Origin of the sequence: Hymenobacter sp. (genome assembly GCF_036388155.1) — a bacterium.
GTDB lineage: Bacteria > Bacteroidota > Bacteroidia > Cytophagales > Hymenobacteraceae > Hymenobacter.
Genome location: NZ_DASVSI010000099.1, coordinates 17,245 through 35,842 on the forward strand (window position 1 = coordinate 17,245; position 18,598 = coordinate 35,842).

Annotated in this window: 21 protein-coding genes; 9 read left to right on the forward strand and 12 right to left on the reverse strand. The window is 59.4% G+C overall.

Annotated features, from left to right (window positions below; genetic code table 11):
• The first annotated feature begins 22 nt into the window (after positions 1-22).
• The 4 genes from VF629_RS13535 (at position 23) to VF629_RS13550 (ending at position 4,300) form a co-directional block, all read left to right on the forward strand.
• Positions 23-673: a phosphopantothenoylcysteine decarboxylase gene (locus VF629_RS13535; RefSeq protein ID WP_331059020.1), complete on the forward strand. Its 651-nt coding sequence runs from the start codon at positions 23-25 to the stop codon at positions 671-673.
• Positions 670-1,590: a DUF4835 family protein gene (locus tag VF629_RS13540; protein WP_331059021.1), complete on the forward strand. Its 921-nt coding sequence runs from the start codon at positions 670-672 to the stop codon at positions 1,588-1,590. The genes VF629_RS13535 and VF629_RS13540 overlap by 4 nt, the downstream gene beginning before the upstream one ends.
• Before the next feature lie 87 nt (positions 1,591-1,677).
• Positions 1,678-3,363 (forward strand): DNA repair protein RecN, encoded by a 1,686-nt coding sequence (gene recN, locus VF629_RS13545; protein ID WP_331059022.1) that lies wholly within the window; start codon positions 1,678-1,680, stop codon positions 3,361-3,363.
• Positions 3,364-3,469: 106 nt separating this feature from the next.
• The gene (locus VF629_RS13550; protein WP_331059023.1) at positions 3,470-4,300 is read left to right on the forward strand and encodes an enoyl-ACP reductase FabI; all 831 of its coding nucleotides are present in this window, start codon (positions 3,470-3,472) and stop codon (positions 4,298-4,300) included.
• Positions 4,301-4,366: 66 nt separating this feature from the next.
• Here the strand turns inward: VF629_RS13550 and VF629_RS13555 are convergent, their stop codons facing one another.
• Positions 4,367-5,284: a carboxypeptidase-like regulatory domain-containing protein gene (locus VF629_RS13555; protein ID WP_331059024.1), complete on the reverse strand. Its 918-nt coding sequence runs from the start codon at positions 5,282-5,284 to the stop codon at positions 4,367-4,369.
• 163 nt (positions 5,285-5,447) lie between these two features.
• On the opposite strand from VF629_RS13555, the gene VF629_RS13560 reads away from it, so the two are divergent.
• Positions 5,448-6,401: a pectinesterase family protein gene (locus VF629_RS13560; RefSeq protein WP_331059025.1), complete on the forward strand. Its 954-nt coding sequence runs from the start codon at positions 5,448-5,450 to the stop codon at positions 6,399-6,401.
• 33 nt (positions 6,402-6,434) lie between these two features.
• Entirely contained in the window at positions 6,435-7,376 is a 942-nt protein-coding gene (locus VF629_RS13565; protein ID WP_331059026.1) for a pectinesterase family protein, read from the forward strand.
• 47 nt (positions 7,377-7,423) lie between these two features.
• On the opposite strand, the gene VF629_RS13570 is transcribed toward VF629_RS13565, so the two are convergent.
• Positions 7,424-8,359 carry a D-2-hydroxyacid dehydrogenase gene (locus tag VF629_RS13570; protein ID WP_331059027.1) on the reverse strand — a complete coding sequence of 312 codons (936 nt, stop codon included), beginning with the start codon at positions 8,357-8,359 and terminating at the stop codon, positions 7,424-7,426.
• A 276-nt stretch (positions 8,360-8,635) separates the two neighbouring features.
• Positions 8,636-9,445 (reverse strand): SDR family oxidoreductase, encoded by an 810-nt coding sequence (locus tag VF629_RS13575; RefSeq protein WP_331059028.1) that lies wholly within the window; start codon positions 9,443-9,445, stop codon positions 8,636-8,638.
• A gap of 171 nt (positions 9,446-9,616) precedes the next feature.
• Between VF629_RS13575 and VF629_RS13580 the strand changes: the two genes are divergently transcribed.
• Together VF629_RS13580 and VF629_RS13585 are read left to right on the forward strand one after the other, a co-directional pair.
• A complete protein-coding gene (locus VF629_RS13580) occupies positions 9,617-10,915 on the forward strand; it encodes a cytochrome P450 (RefSeq protein WP_331059029.1) in 1,299 nt (432 codons plus the stop codon).
• A gap of 102 nt (positions 10,916-11,017) precedes the next feature.
• Positions 11,018-11,668, forward strand: a complete 651-nt coding sequence (locus VF629_RS13585; protein WP_331059030.1) for a hypothetical protein — start codon at positions 11,018-11,020, stop codon at positions 11,666-11,668.
• Positions 11,669-11,676: 8 nt separating this feature from the next.
• On the opposite strand, the gene VF629_RS13590 is transcribed toward VF629_RS13585, so the two are convergent.
• From VF629_RS13590 to VF629_RS13615, 6 genes are all read right to left on the reverse strand, one after another.
• Positions 11,677-12,066 (reverse strand): type II toxin-antitoxin system VapC family toxin, encoded by a 390-nt coding sequence (locus tag VF629_RS13590; protein WP_331059031.1) that lies wholly within the window; start codon positions 12,064-12,066, stop codon positions 11,677-11,679.
• Between the two features lies 1 nt (position 12,067).
• Positions 12,068-12,292 (reverse strand): hypothetical protein, encoded by a 225-nt coding sequence (locus VF629_RS13595; RefSeq protein WP_331059032.1) that lies wholly within the window; start codon positions 12,290-12,292, stop codon positions 12,068-12,070.
• 17 nt (positions 12,293-12,309) lie between these two features.
• Positions 12,310-12,531 (reverse strand): MmcQ/YjbR family DNA-binding protein, encoded by a 222-nt coding sequence (locus tag VF629_RS13600; protein WP_331059033.1) that lies wholly within the window; start codon positions 12,529-12,531, stop codon positions 12,310-12,312.
• A 37-nt stretch (positions 12,532-12,568) separates the two neighbouring features.
• On the reverse strand, positions 12,569-13,339 hold the full coding sequence (locus VF629_RS13605) for a hypothetical protein (protein ID WP_331059034.1): 771 nt from the start codon (positions 13,337-13,339) through the stop codon (positions 12,569-12,571).
• A gap of 63 nt (positions 13,340-13,402) precedes the next feature.
• On the reverse strand, positions 13,403-15,214 hold the full coding sequence (locus tag VF629_RS13610) for an ABC transporter ATP-binding protein (RefSeq protein ID WP_331059035.1): 1,812 nt from the start codon (positions 15,212-15,214) through the stop codon (positions 13,403-13,405).
• 67 nt (positions 15,215-15,281) lie between these two features.
• Positions 15,282-15,773, reverse strand: coding sequence for a hypothetical protein (locus VF629_RS13615; protein ID WP_331059036.1), 492 nt, complete (start codon positions 15,771-15,773; stop codon positions 15,282-15,284).
• A 514-nt stretch (positions 15,774-16,287) separates the two neighbouring features.
• Between VF629_RS13615 and VF629_RS13620 the strand changes: the two genes are divergently transcribed.
• Entirely contained in the window at positions 16,288-16,494 is a 207-nt protein-coding gene (locus VF629_RS13620; RefSeq protein WP_331059037.1) for a hypothetical protein, read from the forward strand.
• Positions 16,495-16,567: 73 nt separating this feature from the next.
• On the opposite strand, the gene VF629_RS13625 is transcribed toward VF629_RS13620, so the two are convergent.
• The 3 genes from VF629_RS13625 to VF629_RS13635 all read right to left on the reverse strand — a co-directional run bounded on the left by VF629_RS13625 (position 16,568) and on the right by VF629_RS13635 (position 18,445).
• Complete coding sequence (locus tag VF629_RS13625; RefSeq protein ID WP_331059038.1) at positions 16,568-17,056, reverse strand: group II truncated hemoglobin; 489 nt, start codon at positions 17,054-17,056, stop codon at positions 16,568-16,570.
• Between the two features lie 375 nt (positions 17,057-17,431).
• The gene (locus VF629_RS13630; RefSeq protein ID WP_331059039.1) at positions 17,432-17,629 is read right to left on the reverse strand and encodes a hypothetical protein; all 198 of its coding nucleotides are present in this window, start codon (positions 17,627-17,629) and stop codon (positions 17,432-17,434) included.
• A gap of 132 nt (positions 17,630-17,761) precedes the next feature.
• On the reverse strand, positions 17,762-18,445 hold the full coding sequence (locus VF629_RS13635) for a hypothetical protein (RefSeq protein ID WP_331059040.1): 684 nt from the start codon (positions 18,443-18,445) through the stop codon (positions 17,762-17,764).
• Positions 18,446-18,598: the final 153 nt, after the last annotated feature.

Consider the following 18,598-nt stretch of genomic DNA (forward strand, 5'->3'; position numbering starts at 1 on the left):
GCGTCTACTCTTATTAACTTCAATGCACGTTCTTCTTACCGCAGGCCCAACCTATGAACCGCTGGACCCCGTTCGTTTCCTGGGTAACCGGTCGACTGGGAAAATGGGCTACGCCCTGGCCGAAGCCTTTGCAGCGCAGGGCGCTGACGTGACGCTGGTGAGCGGCCCAAGCCACCTGCCCGACCCCGCCAGCGCACGCATCCGCACGGTGCGGGTAGAAACGGCTGCTGAAATGTTCGAGGCGGCCTCTGCAGTGGCCGGGGAGGCCGATGTGTGGGTGTTTGCGGCGGCCGTGGCCGACTACCGGCCCGCCCAGGTAGCCACCGAAAAAATCAAAAAGGCGGGCGAAACACTCACCCTGGAGCTGGTAAAAAACGTGGACATTGCCGCCACGCTCGGCCAACGCAAGCGGGCTGAACAATTTGCCGTCGGTTTTGCGTTGGAGACTACGAACGAGCTGGCCCACGCCCAGGACAAGCTGCACCGCAAGAACTTCGACCTCATTGTGCTGAATTCCTTGCGCGACGCGGGCGCGGGCTTTGGCCACGACACCAACAAAGTGACCGTGCTGGATGCCGCCGGCCAAATCGTTAATTTTGAATTGCAGTCCAAAGCCGACGTGGCCCGCGGACTGGTTAGCCAGATTTTGGCCCGCTTGACCCTTACCCCATGATGCGAAAACTCCTCGCAGTATTCCCCCTCGTTGCGTTGCTACTACTGGCAGGCCCCACCAAGGCCCAAGAGCTGCTGGCCGAAGTGCAGGTGACCACCCAAAACGTGACCATTACCGACCCCACGCTGGTGACGCAGATGCAGAACGACATCCGCAACTTCCTCAACACCCGCGCCTGGACCACTCAGACGTATCGGCCGGAGGAGAAAATTCGGTTGCGTGTTTTCATCGGCATCACGGCCATTCCGCAGAACGGCACTTACAGCTCCACCATGCGCCTGATTTCGACGCGTCCGGTGTACGGCACGGGGTACGAAACGAACGTGGTGAGCGTGGTCGACCGCAGCTTCAATTTTAATTATTCGCCCCAAAACCCGCTGGACTTTTCGCCCAATAGCTTCGTGTCGAATCTGTCGTCGCTGCTGGGTTACTACGCCTACATGGTGATTGGCATCGACCGTGACACCTTCGCGCAGCTGGGCGGCACGCCCTATTATGAGCTAGCGCGGAACGTCGTCAACTATTCGGCCAACCAAACCAGCACCAACGAGCCCGACGAAGGATGGCGCGGCACGGGCACCCGCGAACGCCACTTCCTGCTCGACAACCTGACCGACCCTCAGCTCGAAGCCTTCCGCACGGGCCTCTACAACTACTACCGCCAGGGCCTGGACCGCTTCATCGAGAAGCCCGACGAAGCCCGTGTTTCGGTGATGTTGGCCTTGAACGGCATCCAGCGGGCCGTCACGACGCGGCCCGGAGCATTATTTACCCGGGCTTTCTTCGACGCCAAATCGGACGAAATCGCCAACATCTTTCGGACCAGCCAGGACCAGCAGCTCAAGCAGCAGCTCGTGACCATGCTCACGGAAGTGGACCCCGGAAATTCGGCGAAGTACCAAACAGTTTTGAAATAGATTATGAGCTGTGAATTACGAATTATGAGTTGTTGGAACGGCAGCTTGTGATTCATAACTCATAATTCGTAATTCATAATTACTATAATGTTAGTCGATTTACGTATCAAGAATTACGCGTTGATTGAGCAATTAGAGTTGCGTCCGTCGCCGCTGCTGAATATTATTACGGGGGAAACCGGTGCGGGCAAATCCATTATGCTGGGTGCCATTGGCCTGTTGCTCGGCAACCGGGCCGACTCGCGCATGCTGTTCGACACCGAGCGCAAATGCGTGATTGAAGGCCAGTTTGACATTGCCAATTATCAGCTGCAGGACATCTTCGAGGCCGAAGATTTGGACTACGACGTGCAGTGCATTTTGCGGCGCGAAATCAGTCCCAACGGCAAGTCGCGCGCCTTTGTGAACGACACGCCCGTGACGCTGGAAGCGCTACGGAAAATAGGCGCCAACCTGATGGACATTCATTCGCAGCACGACACTCTGCTGCTGGGTGATGCCGTGTTTCAGCTCAATCTGTTGGACTTGTTTGCCGGCTTGGTCCCGCAACGCACGCACTACAGCAACGCCTTCCGCCAGTACCGCAAGCTCGAAGCCGACCTGAACACGCTGGAAAGCCAGGCGGCGCAGGCCAGCAAGGAGCTCGACTACAACAGCTTTCTGCTGAACGAGCTGGAGGAGGCCCGTCTCGACACCGAAGACCAGGACGCCCTGGAGCAGGAGGTGAAGCAACTCGAGCACGCCGAGGAAATCAAGTACAAGCTGAGCCAGGCCCTCCACGGCCTGCGCGACAGCGAAAGCTGTGCCACGGGCAGCATCAAGGAAGCCGTGACGCTGCTGGGGCAAGTCGCCACTTACGCCGACAACTTCAAGGAGCTGCGCGAGCGCCTGGACAGCTGCCTGATTGAGCTGCACGACATCGCCGACGAGGTAGAAACCGCCGAGCGCCGCACCGAAGGCGACCCCGCCCGCGCCGAGGAGCTGCAGGACCGCCTGAACGTGCTTTATACACTGCAGCGCAAGCACCAGGCCCGCGACCTGCCTGCCCTCGTTGCTGTGCGCAACGAACTGCGCCAAAAAGTAAGCTCCGTGTTGAGCCTGGACAAAGAAATCGCCCGCCTGCGCAAAGACTCGGACGCTGCTCTTGCTTCCGTGACCAAGCAAGCCGCAAAGCTGTCGGAAAGCCGCCGTAAGTCGTTCCCGAACTTCGAGAAGCAGCTGGGCCTGCTGCTGGCCGACCTGGGCATGCCGCACGCCCGCATTGTGGTGCAGCACAGCACCGGTGCGCCTGCCGCGAGTGGTACCGACGTGGTGAGCATCCTCTTCACGGCAAACAAAGGCGCCCAGCCCCAGACCCTGAGCAAAGCCGCTTCGGGCGGTGAATTCTCGCGCCTGATGCTGTGCATCAAGTACATGCTGGCTGACAAGACGGCCCTGCCCACCATCGTATTCGACGAAATTGACACCGGCATCTCCGGCGAAATTGCCGTGAAAGTGGGCCGCATGATGCAGCAAATGGCGCAGAAGCACCAACTCGTGGCCATTTCGCACTTGCCGCAAATGGCCGCGGCCGGCGACGTGCACTACTTCGTGTACAAAGAGGACCGCGCCGACCGTACCGTGAGCCGCATCCGGGAGTTGAACCAGGACGACCGCATCAAGGAAATCGCGCACATGATTGCGGGCGCCAAGCCGAGCGAGAATGCTTTCCAAAGCGCCCGCGAACTGCTGGCATTGCGGGGCGAAACGGTGAGTGGTGAGGTGGTGAAATAGTGAGTTGATGGGTGGGAGGTAAGGCTGTTTGCTAACTTGCCACGCGTTTGTGCCCAACCTTTGGACAGCACGTTGCTCACACTTCACCATTTCACCGTTTCACCATATGGCCAATAATCTCCTCGCCGGCAAAGTCGGCATTATTTCCGGCGCTCTCAACGACCAATCCATTGCGTGGAAAGTGGCCCAAAAGGCCCACGCCGAAGGCGCCCGCTTCGTGCTCACCAACGCGCCGCTGGCCATGCGGATGGGCGAAATCAACAAGCTGAGCGAGGAGTGCAACGCGCCCATCATCCCGGCCGACGCTACGTCGACGGAAGAGCTGGAGGCGCTGTTTTCAGGCGCACAGGAGCAGTTGGGCGGCAAGATTGACTTCGTGCTGCACAGCATCGGCATGAGCGCTAACATACGCAAAAAGAAGCACTACGGCGAACTGGACTACAAATTCTTCAACCAGACCATCGACGTGTCGGCGCTGTCGTTCCACAAGATGATGGCCGTGGCCGAGCGGCAGGACGCCATGAACGAGTGGGGCAGCATTGTGGCCCTGAGCTACATCGCGGCCCAGCGCGCTTTCCTTGACTACACCGACATGACTCAGGCCAAGGCCATGCTCGAAAGCATTGCCCGCAGCTACGGCCAGCGCTTCGGCAAGCTCAAGAAAGTGCGTGTGAACACGGTGTCGCAGTCGCCCACCAAAACCACGGCCGGCACCGGCATCACCGGTTTCGATGCTTTCTACAACTTTGCCGACATGATGTCACCGTTGGGCAACGCTCCGGCCGAGGCTTGCGCCGACTACTGCATCTCGCTCTTCTCGGACCTGACCCGCTACGTGACCATGCAAAACCTGATGCACGACGGTGGTTTCAGCACCACGGGCATCTCGGCTGAGATTGTGGACGTGCTGACCAAAGTGTCGGGCATGCAAGAATAGGCGCGGCCTGATTCATTGAACGAAAAAGCCCGGCCAGTTAGTTAGCCGGGCTTTTTTGCGTTTGGCTTAATGGAAAGAGCGGCTCAGCAGGAGGGAAATTTCGGTATAGTTGCGCAGCTGGTTCAGCGCGACGCTGGCCTCAAACTGGCGGGGCAGGCCGTGCGTGAGGCGTCCTTGCCACTGCCAGTAGGTTGGCCAGTGCGTGGCCTGGGCCGAGGCATACACGTTGAACGGCGCCGGAAAAGCATTGAATCGCAGTCCAAGCGTGTAGCCATAGCCCGTGCTGGTGGAGGAAACTTCGGCACCGGTTGGGCGCCAGCGTGCATAGCCCGTGCCCAGCACCAAGGTAGGGAGCCGCACGCCGCCGAGGTAGCCAACGTAAACGCCCAAGTCTGCGGTGTAGCTATCGAACGCCATGTTGGCGGCGGGTACGCGCAGTTGTTGGTATTCCAGGTTTTCGGTGACGCTCGGGGCGCGGAAACGCCGAATTGATGGCAGGACCAGGCCAATGCGTAGGGCGTGATTGCGGGCTAAATTGGTTTGGTAGCTGGCGGTGGCCGTGAGCGGCACGCGGATGAAACGGGAGCCGTGCAGCATTATGCCCGCGCCGAAAGCAGCGTAGCGCACGCCGCTGATTAGGGAAACCTCGAGCTTGGGCGGCGCTAAACAGCAGCATTCGGATATGGACTTCAAGTCGACGGCCAATCGAAGCGTGATGTTGCTGCCGCCGGCCACCCGCAAGTGCTGCGTAGCGTAGCCGATGGACGAAACCGTGAGCGCCACGCTGTCAGGCCGGTTGGGTACGGTGAAGGAGAAGTATCCATCCGAACCGGAAGAAGTGCCATTGGTGGTGGCGGTTTGCAACACGGTGACGCCGGGCAGTCCATCGCCGGATTTTGCATCCAGCACCCGTCCGGAAATGGGGGTTTGGGCGAAGGCAAGGGAAGACCACAGGCAGGCGCAGAGCAGTAAGAGTAGTCGCATAAAGGCATGTTGAAGTGTGGTAATGCCTTTTTGATGCCCGCGGTGGCCCGATTACACATGCGGCAACAGGAAATGACGGCGCTTGGCCGGCAACGATTACGCAAAAAACCGGTGGTTTTGGCTGCCCTAGCTGCTAGGTTTGCACCTCCAACCCCGCATTTCCATGAAGCAATTATTTCTTTTCTTGCTGCTAAGCATTGCCGCTTTGGGCCGGGCCTTCGGCTACGATTTTGTGGTGGCGCAGGACGGCAGCGGCAAATTTCGCACCGTGCAGGAAGCCTTCAACGCGGTGCCTGATTTCCGGAAGAAAGTCACTACCATCTTCATCAAAAAAGGCACTTACAAGGAGAAGCTGATTCTGGCGGGGTCCAAGCATTTCGTCTCGCTCATTGGCGAGGACCGCGACAAAACCATCCTGACCTACGACGACTACAACCAGAAGAAGAACATTTTCGGCGAGGACAAGGGAACGTCGGGCTCGGCCAGTTGCTATCTATATGGCCCGGATTTTTCAGCTGAAAACCTGACGTTTCAGAACTCGTCGGGGCCGGTGGGGCAGGCGGTGGCCTTGTGGGTGGCCAGCGACCGGGCACGCTTCGAGAACTGCCGCTTCCTGGGGTTTCAGGACACGCTGTATACCTATGGCTACGGCAGCCGGCAGTTTTACAAGAACTGCTACATCGAGGGCACGGTGGATTTCATCTTTGGCTCCAGCACCGCTTGGTTCGAAAACTGCGACATTTTTTGCAAAAAGGGCGGCTACGTCACCGCCGCTTCTACGCCCGACACCACGCGCTTTGGCTACGTGTTCAATAAGTGCCGCATTCGAGGCGATGCGCCGGCGGGCAGCTTCTTGCTGGGCCGGCCCTGGCGGCCGCACGCCAAAACGGTGTACCTGAATTGCGAATTGGGCGCCATCATCGGCCCCACGGGCTGGGACCATTGGGGCAAGGAAACCAACAAGCAAACCGCCTACTACGCCGAATACCAAAGCCGCGGCCCGGGCGCGGCCCCGAAGCAGCGGGTGCCCTGGTCGCATCAACTCACGGAGGCGGAAGCCAAAACCTACACCCTTCAGAACGTGCTGCACGGCTGGGACCCTCAGCCCGCCAAATAATCAATGTTTCGAGTCACGATACTTTATGGGGTTTTGCTGCTGGCGGCTGGACCGGCGCTGGCGCAACGCACGCCCAAAGCCAGCACTGTGGTGGTGGCGCAAGACGGCTCGGGCACCTACCGCACCCTGCAAGAAGCCGTAGACGCCGCCCCCAGCCAGTCGCAGAAGCCCGTTACCATCTTGGTGAAAAAAGGCGTTTACCGCGAAAAGCTGGTGGTGCCTGCTGGCAAAAGCCACGTGCGGCTGGTGGGGGAGGACGCGGCCAGCACCGTCATCACGGGGAGCGACCACACGGGCGATGCAGCCGGGCACAACACCTTCACTTCGCACACGGTGCTGGTGCAGGCTCCCGATTTCGAGGCCGAGAACCTGACTTTTGAAAACGCTGCTGGCTACACGGCCGGCCAGGCCGTGGCCCTGCACGTGGAGGGCGACCGCGCCACTTTTCGCCACTGCCGCCTGCTGGGCAACCAGGACGTGCTGTTGGTGGCCACGGCCGGGAATCGACAGTACTTCCAAGACTGCTACATCGAGGGCACGACCGACTTTATTTTCGGGGCCAGCACGGCCGTGTTCAACCGTTGCACCATCAACAGCAAGAAGAATTCGTATATCACGGCCGCTTCAACTCCTGCTGAGCAGCGCTACGGCTTTGTGTTCCTGAATTGCAAGCTCACAGCCGATACTGCGCTCGCGAAAAAAGTATACCTGGGCCGGCCCTGGCGCCCCTATGCCAAAGTGGTGTATCTGAATACCGACATGGGCGTCCACATCGAGCCTCAGGGCTGGGACAATTGGAAAAAACCAGAAAACGAGAAGACGGCGTTTTTTGCGGAATACAAGTCCACTGGCCCCGGCGCTAATGCCCAAGAGCGGGCCGCTTGGTCGCGGCAACTCACCGCTAAAGAAGCCAAGCAATACACGCTAAAAATTATTTTCGCAGGCAAGGAGACTTGGCTGCCTAAGAAGAAGTAGGGTTTGGCATAACCACGAAGCACCAGAATTGCCGTCATGCAGAGCGCTCAATACCCGCGGCTCAGCTCCACCAGGTTTTCCGGTGGCTGGCCGTTGCGCAGCAGCTCCAGGTTGCGGAGCAGCATGTCGGCTTTGGCTTCGTCTTCGGCGGGCTGGCCGCCGCCGGTGTGCTGGGTGAGCAGCACGTTGGGTAGGCTCCAGAGTGGGTTGTCGGGGGGCAGGGGCTCGGTGGCCGTCACGTCCAGCACAGCACCACTGAGGCGGCCGGACTGCAGCGCGGCAATCAGGGCGGGCTCGTCGGTGGTATTGCCGCGGCCCACGCTGGCGTACATGCTGCCGGGGCGCATGGCGGCCACCAAGTCGGCGGAGAAAAAACCTTCGGCGCTGCCCGGCAGGCAGTTTACCAAGATGTCGGTTTCGGGCAGCGCTTGCAGCAGCTCTTCTTTGGAGTGCAGCTGGGCTTGTGGGTCGGTGCGGGCCAGCAGCTGCACGGCGCAGTCGAAGCCGGTGAGCTGCTGACGCACGGCCAAGCCAATGGCCCCCGACCCGAGAATAACCACGCGACGGCCGCGCAAGAGCTGCGCCCGGTTGCGCACGAAAGCGCCGCCCACCCACTTTTTCTGCGCCTGCAGCACGGCCAGCTCGGGAATGTGGCGGTAGAGCGCCAGCAAGCCCGCCACCATGGTTTCGGCGCAGGGCCAGGCAAAAAAGTCGCCCATGTTGGCCACCGGCACCGACAGCTGCACCTCGCGGTAGCGCTCAAAGCCAGACGAGTCGATTTGCCAGAAGCGCAAGTTGGGCAGTGGGGCCGTGAGCATGGCGGGCGGCGGGTTGCCCAGTAGCACTTCAGCGGCTTGCACGGCGGCCGGCGTTGCTTCGCGACCGAGGTCGGCCGCGAAGGTGGCCTCAACGTCGGCGGGGAGGCGCTGCTCTAAATGGGTGCGGGCGGAGGCGCTCAGGGGCGAAAAAACGAAAAGCTTCATGGGGCAAAGTTGCAGCCGCGGTGGCTACACAAGAGTGAAGCGCCTTGTACGGGCCCCGGACGATATTTCGGCCGCTCGTCGGCGTATTCCTGATGACAAGCCGATGCGAGTAGTGCCAAATCAGAGCAATATCAGGGCTTAGAGCGCTGCTTATCTACTTGTTATAGCCAGCGCAAACGGTGGCTGCGCCTGGTCATAAAGCGTCCTTCCCGTCCGTACACGCACAAAAAAGCCCGGCCAATACCGGCCAGGCTTTTTTGGGTCCGCCACGGCGGCTCATTGGTGGGCGCTTTCGTCGCCGTCCACGGGCTCGCCCATCTTGTGCAAGCCGGCGGCCACCAGCGAGTCGGGCGTGACGTTGCTCATGTGCACCTGCGCTTTGTTCATGAAGCCGGAGATGACCTTGTCTTTGCCGGCCAGCAGGGCTTCGTAGCCGTCTTTGGCCACTTTGGCGGGGTCGGCCTTGCTGGCGCCGTTGGCCACCAGCTTCGAGCGCTCCATGTCGGCTTTGCTGAAAAAGTCGGTGTCCGTCACGCCGGGCTCCAGGTTGGTTATCGTCACGTTGGTGTCCTTTACTTCTTCGCGGATGGCGGCGGTGAAAGACGTGATGAAGGCCTTGGTGCCGTGGTACACGGCCTGCAGCGGGCCCGGCAGCTCGCCGCCAATGCTCGACACCTGCAAAATTTTGCCTTCGTTGCGGGCCACCATTTCCTGCAGGTAGAGCTTCGTGAAAATCACATACGCCCCGATGTTGAGCTGAATGATGTCGAGCTCGCGGTTGATGTCGGTGGTCGTGAACAGGCCGTACTGGCCCTGGCCGGCATCGTTCACCAGCGCATCAATTTGAATGCCGCGGGCTCGGACCTCGTCGTACACTTCAAAAGGCGCTTCCTTGCGAAACAGGTCGGCCGATATGGGCAGCACTTCGACGCCGTATTGCTGGCTGATTTCCGAAGCCGTTTGGTCGAGCTCCTGCTGGTCGCGGGCCACAATGACCAGGTTGTACTTGTCCTGCGCGAAGCAGTTGGCCAGCTCGCGGCCAATGCCGCTGGTGGCGCCTGTAATGAGAGCGGTTTGGGTTGCCATGATGTGAAATGTAGGGGAAGGATGAAGAATTACTAACGTTGGTATTCTGCCGGGGTTATGGTTAGGCTTATCTGCACTGAAAGCTCGGCGGCGGCTTTTTTTAAGCCTGGACACTTGCATCCCATCGGGTTTGCCTGCGTAGGAAAGGCCTCATCCCTGCCCCCTCTACGCATGCCTAAAATCCCCCAAGCCCCCGGCTTCGACAGCACCCTGGCGGTGTTGCGCGAAGGCTTTACGTTCATCGCCAACCGCTGCCAGCAATTGGAAACCGACGTTTTCCAGACGCGCCTGATGCTGCAGAAAACCATCTGCCTGCACGGCCCCGAAGCAGCCGCCCTCTTCTACGACCCCGCGCGCTTCGTGCGCACCGGCGCCGTGCCCCGACGCATCCAAACCACGCTCATGGGCCAAAACGCCATTCAGACGCTCGACAACGGCGCGCACCAGCGCCGCAAACGCCTCTTCATGGACCTGATGACGCCCGGCCGCGTGACCTACCTGCTCGAGATACTAGCCGAGGAATGGGAACTGGCGGCCCGGGAGTGGGAGCACATGCCGGAGGTGGAGCTGTTTCCCGCCGCGCAGGATGTTCTCTGCCGGGCGGCCTGCGCCTGGGTGGGCATGCCCTTGCGCGAGGACGAAGTGCGGTTGCGCGCCCGCGATTTTGGCCGCATGGTGGATGCCTTTGGCGGGGTAGGCGCCCGGCACAGCCGGGGCAAGCGCGCCCGGCGTCGCGCCGAAGCCTGGGTGCGGGCCTTTGTGAAGGACGTGCGCAAAGGGCGCGCCAGCGCGGAGCCCAACTCGCCGGCCGAAGCTTTTATCTGGTTTGAAAACGAAGACGGCCTGCTCAGCCCCCAGATGACGGCCGTGGAAATCATCAACCTGCTGCGGCCCATCGTGGCCATTGCCACTTACATTACCTTCGGGGCCAAAGCGTTGGCCGAGCATGCCCCGTACCGGCTGCTGCTGCAACAAGACGACAGCTACGCGCACCTGTTTGCGCAGGAGGTGCGCCGCGATTTTCCCTTCGGCCCGTTTCTGGGTGCGCGGGTGAAAGAGGACTTTGAATGGAACGGCTACCGCTTCCCCAAAGGCACGCTCACGCTGCTCGACATCTACGGCACCAACCACGACCCGCGCCTGTGGCAGGAGCCCGACACGTTTTGGCCCGAGCGGTTCGAAAACCGCGAACCCACGCCCTTCGACATGCTGCCCCAGGGCGGCGGCGACTATCTCAGCGGCCACCGCTGCGCCGGCGAGTGGATTACGCTCTCCGTCATCAAGCAAGCCGTGCTGTTTTTGGCCCGCTGCCTGCGCTACGACGTGCCGCCCCAAGACCTGAGCTACGACCTGACCCGCATGCCCACGTTGCCCCGCAGCGGCTTCATCATGCGCAACGTGCGCTTGCTGGCCCCGGAGCGGGAAGCGCCGGTAGCGGCAGCTGTTTCGGGCTGCCCGTTTCACGGGTAGTTTTTAGACGTGGCTTGGTCGTGTTGCGCTGCGCGAGGCTCGTGCTAACCGGAGTATATTGGCTGAGCCGCCGTGCCCCTCACTGCCGGCGGCTCAGCCCCCATGCTTTTCGATAACCTGGCCGAGTTTACCCGTAATTCCAAGTACCTGCCCGATTTGGCGCCCGACGTGGCTTTTCTGATAAGGCCGGATTTTTTCTACGGCAATTTCAACAAGCCCGAGCCGAATGACATGCGCAACAAGGTGGAAAAGCTTTACCAGCCCCGCCAAACACGCACCGGGCATTTGGTGCTGAGCGCCGCCGCGCAGGGCCACGAAAGCGAGCTGGCACGCTACTACACCTCGGTGGTGCAGGCGGCGGCCAAGCACCGCAAGCAGCTGCGAGAGCAAGCGCACTACTTCTGGATGCGGCCCCTGCTGCTGAGCCGCGGCGAGGTACAACTCTCGTTTCCGTGGTACGACACGTTTCCCGAAAGCGCCTCCCTCCTCAAAAGCCTGGCCGACCCGATGCCCGAAGGCCTCCTCTATGACGACATGGACCAGGGCTGGACCGCCGGCGCCTACGCCACCGCCGACAAGGTGTATTTCCTGGAAGGCGACGAGGACGGCAAGCCGCACACTGCCTGCCATACCGACCGGGCCCGCTTACAGCAGGCGGCCACCCTCGCGCTGGCTCGCACGCGGCAACTGCTGGAGGCGCTGGTGAAGCAGGTAGGGCAGGACTATTGGCGGTTCGGGGGCGGAGGACGTTAGGCGGCTCTCTATTCTACTTTGTGCAATTCCAAGCCTTCGATGTACTCGAAATGGCGGTCGTGCGAGAGCAGCGGTACTTCGTGTACGACACACAGGGCACCAATCCAGATGTCATTTTCCGGAATAGGCCGTCCTTTTTGTTTTAACGACAGGCGAATTTCCGCGTACGTTTCGGCTACCAGCGCATTCGTGTCGAGTAAGATGCAGCTTTCAATAAAGGCTTGGTAGCGGCTTTCATTGCGAAGCCGATTGGCGGAGTTTTTAGCTCCAAAAAGCAATTCGCCGCTGACGGTGACAGGTAGGTAGATGATGTCGAACTGTCGCAGTAGCTCTACAATACCTGGTTTGCCATTCAATAAATCTACCGCAACGTTGGTGTCTAGCGCAATGGTTGTCATGCTACCACTCGCCTTCGATGCGGCCAAATTCCTGCGTTAATGTCTGACGCTGGGCCTGAGCTTCGGCATCATCGAGGGTGCCCGCGAAGCTTAATACGGCCTCCCGATTGGGCGCAACTTGGGCAGCGGTGCGCTTTATCACCTGCACGTAGTCGAACAGCTGATGCAACAGCTGCAGGTCAGCAATGGAGTTGACGTCGTCGATGATGCGGGCGCGGAGATGCATGGCAATAGGCAGTTAGGTCAGGGAAGATACGCAAGGGTCAAGGCGAAAGTGCCCAGCGGGCCCAGTGTTGCCGGTTCCTCGGGCGAGGCAATGAACGAGGCGGTGGGCGGCAGGGCATCGGGCGAGGTGCCGACGTACATTTTGCCGCTCACGCTGAAGCACAGATGCACGCCCCATTTCAGGTCCTCGGTGGTGCCGGGCAGGCGCAGGCAAAGGGCTTGAAGGTCTTCGATGGTCATAGAGTGCTTTTCTGTCCGACAGAAAGCGGAAATGAAGTCATTTCTTTCGGAAGGCAAATGCTCTTTCTTGAACTAGAATGGTATCTCCAGCCATAAGCTGGTTTGTTACGGATTGATTAAATATATTCCAAGACCCACCATACCCTGATGAACAATATGCATTTGGGGATTGCTGCAGTTTTACATACCAACTAAGTTGAGGCGCGAAAAGCTGACCATTGGCTACACTAATTAGTTTGCTTGTACGGAACTTGCAAAATAACGTAACACCAGGACTTCCGGGTATACAACGTGCTGGTGTACTAACAGCGGGGACATTTTGATTGAGTACCGTGCATCTATTAGCGTTAATGAAAAGATTGTTTGAAGTTGAATCAACACTAAGAAGGTGCAATCTTTCTCTACTTCTGGATGCAATGGCATAGCTGACTGAACCGCTTATTAGCGGGTGCTTATAAGCTATTGTTGCTTGATTGTTCGGCATAATGGTGAGGGTATATGATTCCCCTGATGGGTTCGGAGTATTAGTGCTAGAAAATAATGGGGATGTAAGTAAAAGATTTCTTCTTATAAACTTTTCTATTGTATTTTGACTATTAACTGCACCATTTGCTGTATACATAATAATGGGGTTGATAGATAAAATAGTAGGTTCGGACTCGTAAATACCTTCCCAAGTAGGCAGGCTTTCTTCACTATTCTCTTTTTTGCATGCACATAGCATAAGCAGCCCCAATGCGATACAGCGTAATGGATTTTTTGTCATGATTTTGAGATAGTTATTTAATTGTGATACAAAGTAACGCATGATAAACAATATCTATATTAAAGCTTTAAAGAAACTTTCATGGAAGTGCAAATGCATACTTCCTCACGAAGCCGTATCCAGCACCTCGTCCCCATCATCGGCCATGGTTTTGGCTAGTTTCTCAATGTTGAGACTCCGCGCGGAGGCGTCGAAAATCTCGCGGTAGGTGCCGTGCTTAACGTACAGTTCGTCGTGGGTGCCGCTTTCCACGAGGCGGCCTTTTTTCATGACGTGGATGCAGTCCGAATCCACGATTTGGGCGAGGCTGTGGGAGATGATGACCACCGTGCGGCCCTGCTTGATGGCGTCGAGTGAGTTCTTTATTTGCTCGGTGGCGATGGCGTCGAGGCTGGCGGTGGGCTCGTCGAGGAAGATGATGGGCGGGTTTTTGAGGAACAGCCGGGCGATGGCGATGCGCTGCTGCTGGCCGCCGCTGAGCTGCTGGGCATCGGACTGGTACTGGCGGGGCAGGTCCAGGATTTGGTCGTGGAGGTAGGCTTGTTTGGCGGCGGCTTCGATGTCGGCCTGGGTGGCGGCGAAGTCGCCGTAGCGGATGTTTTCTTCGATGGTGCCCTTGAAAATGTGGTTTTTCTGGAGGACCAGGCCGATGCGCTGGCGCAGGGCGTGGGTGTCGTAGTCGGCCAGCGGCTTGCCGTCGAGGAGCATTTGGCCGGAGTCGGGGGCGTAGAACTTGCAGAGCAGGTTGATGATGGTGCTTTTGCCGGCGCCGCTGAGGCCGACGAGGGCGGTGGTTTTGCCTTCTTCGATGGTGAGGCAGACGTCGTGCAGGGCCTGGGTGCCGCTGGGGTAGGTGAAGTCCACGTTGCAGATGTCGAAGGTGCCGCGTACCTGTTCGGGCTGAATGGGGCCGGTTTCTTCAAGGGCCGAGTCGGCGTCGAGGATGGCAAAGAAGCCTTCGGAGTAGGTGAGGGCCTCGTTCATCTCGTCGTAGATGCGGTGGAGCTGCCGGATGGGCGCCGATACGTTGTTGAACAGCAAGATGTGGAACATGATGGCGCCAATGGAAATCTGGCGGTCGAGCACGAGGTAGGCCGTGAGGACGATGATGACGACCACGCCAATCTGCTCGACGAAGGTTTTGAGGCCGTCGTAGCGGAAGTTGGTTTTGCGCGTGACGAGCTGCGCGTTCACCAGCTTTTGCTGGGTGTCGGCTTGCTTTTTGGCTTCAAACTCTTCGCGCACGAAGCTTTTGATGACCACAATGCTGTCGATGATGCTGATGATGCCGTGGTTTTTGCTTTCGCGCAGCTTTTGCAGGCCGCGGCGCACGCCCTGTAGGCGGTCGGCCTGCCGGAAGCTCAGCCAGAAGTACACCGGCAGGATGGCCAGCGCCACCATGCCCACCCATTTGTTGGCCACGAACATCACCACTAAGGCCACAATGGCGTTGGCAAACAGCGGCAGGATGTCGATGAAGAAGTTTTGCACCAGCTTCATGAGGCTCTCCACGCCGCGGTCGATGCGGGTTTGGAGCTTGCCGGTCTGGTTGCCCTCGTCGGAGAAAAAGCCGAGTTCATAGCTCAGAATCTTGCTCACCGCCGTCTGCGACAAGGTGCTGGAAATATTGATGCGGATTTTCTCGCCGTAGTACTTCTGCCCGAAGGTGATGAAGGTGTTCACGATTTCCTTGCCCAGCAGGATGCCGCTCACCCAGGCTAGCATGGTCCAGCCGGCGTTCAGGCCCAGGTTGCGGTCGAGCAGGCCCTGCACGGTGTCCACGGTGTAGCGCAGCACGAAGGGGGTGACCTGCGCGGCCAGCGAGCCCACCAGCGTGAGCAGCAGCGTGGCAATGACGAGCGGCCGGTAGGGCCGCACGAAGGGCAGGAGGCGTTGGATAATCTGCCAGAGGCTCATCTAAGCGGGGCGGTGGGTGGAGCCGGTTAGACGAGTAGGGCGGGGGCGGGGTTGTTTTGGCGAGAAATCAATCCTTATTATCACAGTGCTGATAATAAGGATTGATTTCGATTATGTCTTTGCTAACAGTAATTAATGAATTGTTCCTAATGTCTTCCTCTATTATCAATTTTACATCTTTGTCAAGGAGGTAAGAGAGGTCGGTCATAAACTTAATCAGTTGGTTATGGTCATCAATTGAATTAATGTACTTAGGATTAACCGTGTTTTGAATTTCGTCGGCGGTAAAGAAAAAGCACTCTAGGCACAATGCTCCAACAGAAATAGTTGCTAGCGGCATACTGGATTGTTCATTGTTGCTGTCCCAGTATTTCATTACTGCTGTGAAAGCTACTTTTTCATCGTCATTTCCTAACTCTGTAGAAGAAACTACACGGTAACTACTATTAACATACTCCGCCCATATTTTCCAATCTTCACGAGTTGTGTCAGCTACATAGATGTCACGTAGCGAGCCATCGGTGTAGTAAACGTATTTTTTCAATTCTTCCCAATTCATAATAGGCACGTTTGTTAGGGGTAAGGTAACGAAAATAGGTTCCGCTGGCGCCCTTCTGCGACGCCCCGGCAGCACGAGAGTAACGCGAACTTTGTAGTTCGCGTCCTCGCGCCGTTAAATCCACCCGAACGGCGTGGGGACGCGGACTACAAAGTCCGCGCTACTCGCGACCCAGCAACTCCGCCAGCGCCGCGGCTTCGGTTTCGTAGGCTTCGGCTTGGAGGCGGAGCAGGTGGTATTGGGCCGCGTGGCTGGGCCCGAACCGGCGGGCCAGGGTCTGGACCCAGCGGCGGATGCTGGCGTTCAGGTCCTCGTCTTCGCGCTCTTCCGGAGTGCAACTCCGGAAGCTACGGCTGCTGGAGACTTTCAGTCTCCATTCGTTGAACGATGAACGCCGAACGAGCGGAGTATAACTCCGCTACAACGCCACTTTCAGAGTGCAACTCTGAAAGAGCAGGGGGGCGCGGCGCAGCGCCGGTAGGCGTGGGCAGCGGGGGTGTTGCGGGCCGCGCTGTTGCCGGAGCCGGACGCCGCGCTGCTGCCCGTGCTGGCCGCCTTTCCGCCCCGCAACGCCATAAAAGACGCCCAGTGCCTGGCGTGGCTGGAAGCCGACACCGCCGCCGCTGCCGGGCCCACGCCCGTGGCGCGCCGGTTGCTGGAGCTGTGCCTCCGGCTGCTGGAGGAAGAGGCCACCGCGCTGGCCGCGTTGCTGGCGTTGTAGTGCAAATGGGGCGATTGGTGGCGGCGCTTCCGCTGGCGCGCGACGCCGACGCGCGCCAGTGACCAACTCAATTTCAGCCCTGATACGGGCCGCCGGGCTCGCCCCAGCCCCAGCGGGGCATGGGCGCGTCGGGCGCCACGCCGACTTCGCCGGTGGTATTGGAGTTGATGACGGCAATTCGGGTGCCCCATTCCAGGTAGGCCACAAAGGCGGAGCGGAATTCGGGGTCGTCGGGCAGTTGCAGCTCGTCGGCGGTTTCCAGCAGCAGGTGCACCCAGCGCCGCCGGTGCTGCTCGGTGAGGTGGCGCGAGAAGTGCTTTTGAATCATGAGAAAGTGGCTGCCCTCGTGGGCGCTGTATTGCGCGGGCCCGCCAAATACTTCGGCCAGAAAATGCGCCACGTGCACCGAATGGCTGGGCGCCATGTGCCGGAAAATGGGTTCCAGCAGCTCGTCCTGAAACACTTTCTTGTAAAAAGCCGCCGTCAGGTTTTCGAAAGCGGGCATGCCGCCGGCCCACTCGTAGAGCGTGGGCACGGGTTTGGTTTCAGACGAAAGGCTCATGGCAATAGCGCTGTTGGATAATGCTTTAAATCTAGCGAAGCAATTGGCTTCTCTGAGTCGTACGCCCTTGCTGGCGCGGGTTTAGCGCAGCGCAACTCGTGACGAACCATCTAGGAGAGCCTGTGCTAGCGTAGAGCGACCAGTACATGGGCACCTGAGGTTCGCTATACCGCTGCTGTGGCAAGGCACAGGCTATGGCAAGTCAGTTACGCTGCGCTGAGCTCACGTTAGGACGAGGGAAAGGGTTGAGACAACCCAGCAGAACGTCCCGTTGATGCGAGCGTAGCGCGGACTTTGCAGTCCGCGTCCCCGCGCCGTTCGGGCATCGTTCAGGTTCCCGCCGGGGACGCGGACTGCAAAGTCCGCGCTACTTCGCTACTGTCCTAGCAGCACCGACACCCTGCTCAGGTTGCGGTCCAGCACCACCAGGTCGGGGCGGCCGTAGCCGTTGGCGTAGGCCAGCGCGAGGGCCCGGGGCTGGCGGCCCACGGCATATGTTGTGGCCGGGCCGAACGGGCCCGTGGGTGGCTCGGGCGGCCGGCCCATTCCCAGCCAGAGTAGAACAAGTAGCATGAGCCGAAGATAGTAGCCCCCTCTGCCCGGCCAGGACCTCGCCGGCTCGACGTGACATTGCCCCCTGAGTCGTCCTCGCATCGGCCCGCTCCGGGCTGCTGCTACCGGGCCAAGGGGCTGCCCAGAAACCTGCTATTCTAAGCGGCCCACCAGCGTCAGGAGCCGGTCGCGGGTCACGGTTTGGTTGTCCCAATACCACGGGTCGGCTTCCTCCACCCGCGCCAAGGACTGGTCCGACTGCTGAGCCAGCCATTGCACAAAGGCGGCACGGCTGGCAAAAACCAGCTTGGCCTCTTCCATGTAGTGGCCGTCCCAGACCTCGCCGTAGCGGAATTCGTGGTTTCGGTACTCGAAGCCCATGCCGCAATAGTCGCGGTGGTAGGGCGCCAGCGTGCGGCCCTGGGCCACGGCGTCGGCTACTTGCTCGGCCAGCTCGGGGCCGTAAGGGGCGCGGGGGCGGCGGCGGTTCTTTTTGGCGCGTAGCTCCTTTTCTTGCTTGCTAAGCAAGGCCGTGGCCTGCTGGGTTTCGGTGGTGAGCTGGTAAGTGCAGCCGCCGGTGGCCACGTCCACATCCACGGTGAGGCGGGCGGTGCCGGCGGGGTAGCCGGCTTCGAGGTAGTCGCCCACGAGGCGGTTGAAGAGGCGGTCGTTGAAATCCCAGAAGAACATGGACTTGCCGTCGGCCCGCTCGCCGCTCAGGCTGAACTGGGCTGCTGCGCCGGTCACGGCAAAACGGCCGCGCACGCAGCCCGCCTCTTTTAAGCGGGCTATGAGAAAGTCATTAATTGGGCGTTGGGCGTCGGCGAGGGTGGCCACGGCAAGGCGGGAGGAACGGTTATCGGCAGGTATGACGCAAGTTTAGCGCAGCCCAATTTATGTCAACAACCGAAAGCCATTCAAGGTCCTGCTCATCTGACACCCGCTTGTTGAAGCATATCTCCCGCAATCCTGAACCTGATTAGTGGCGCA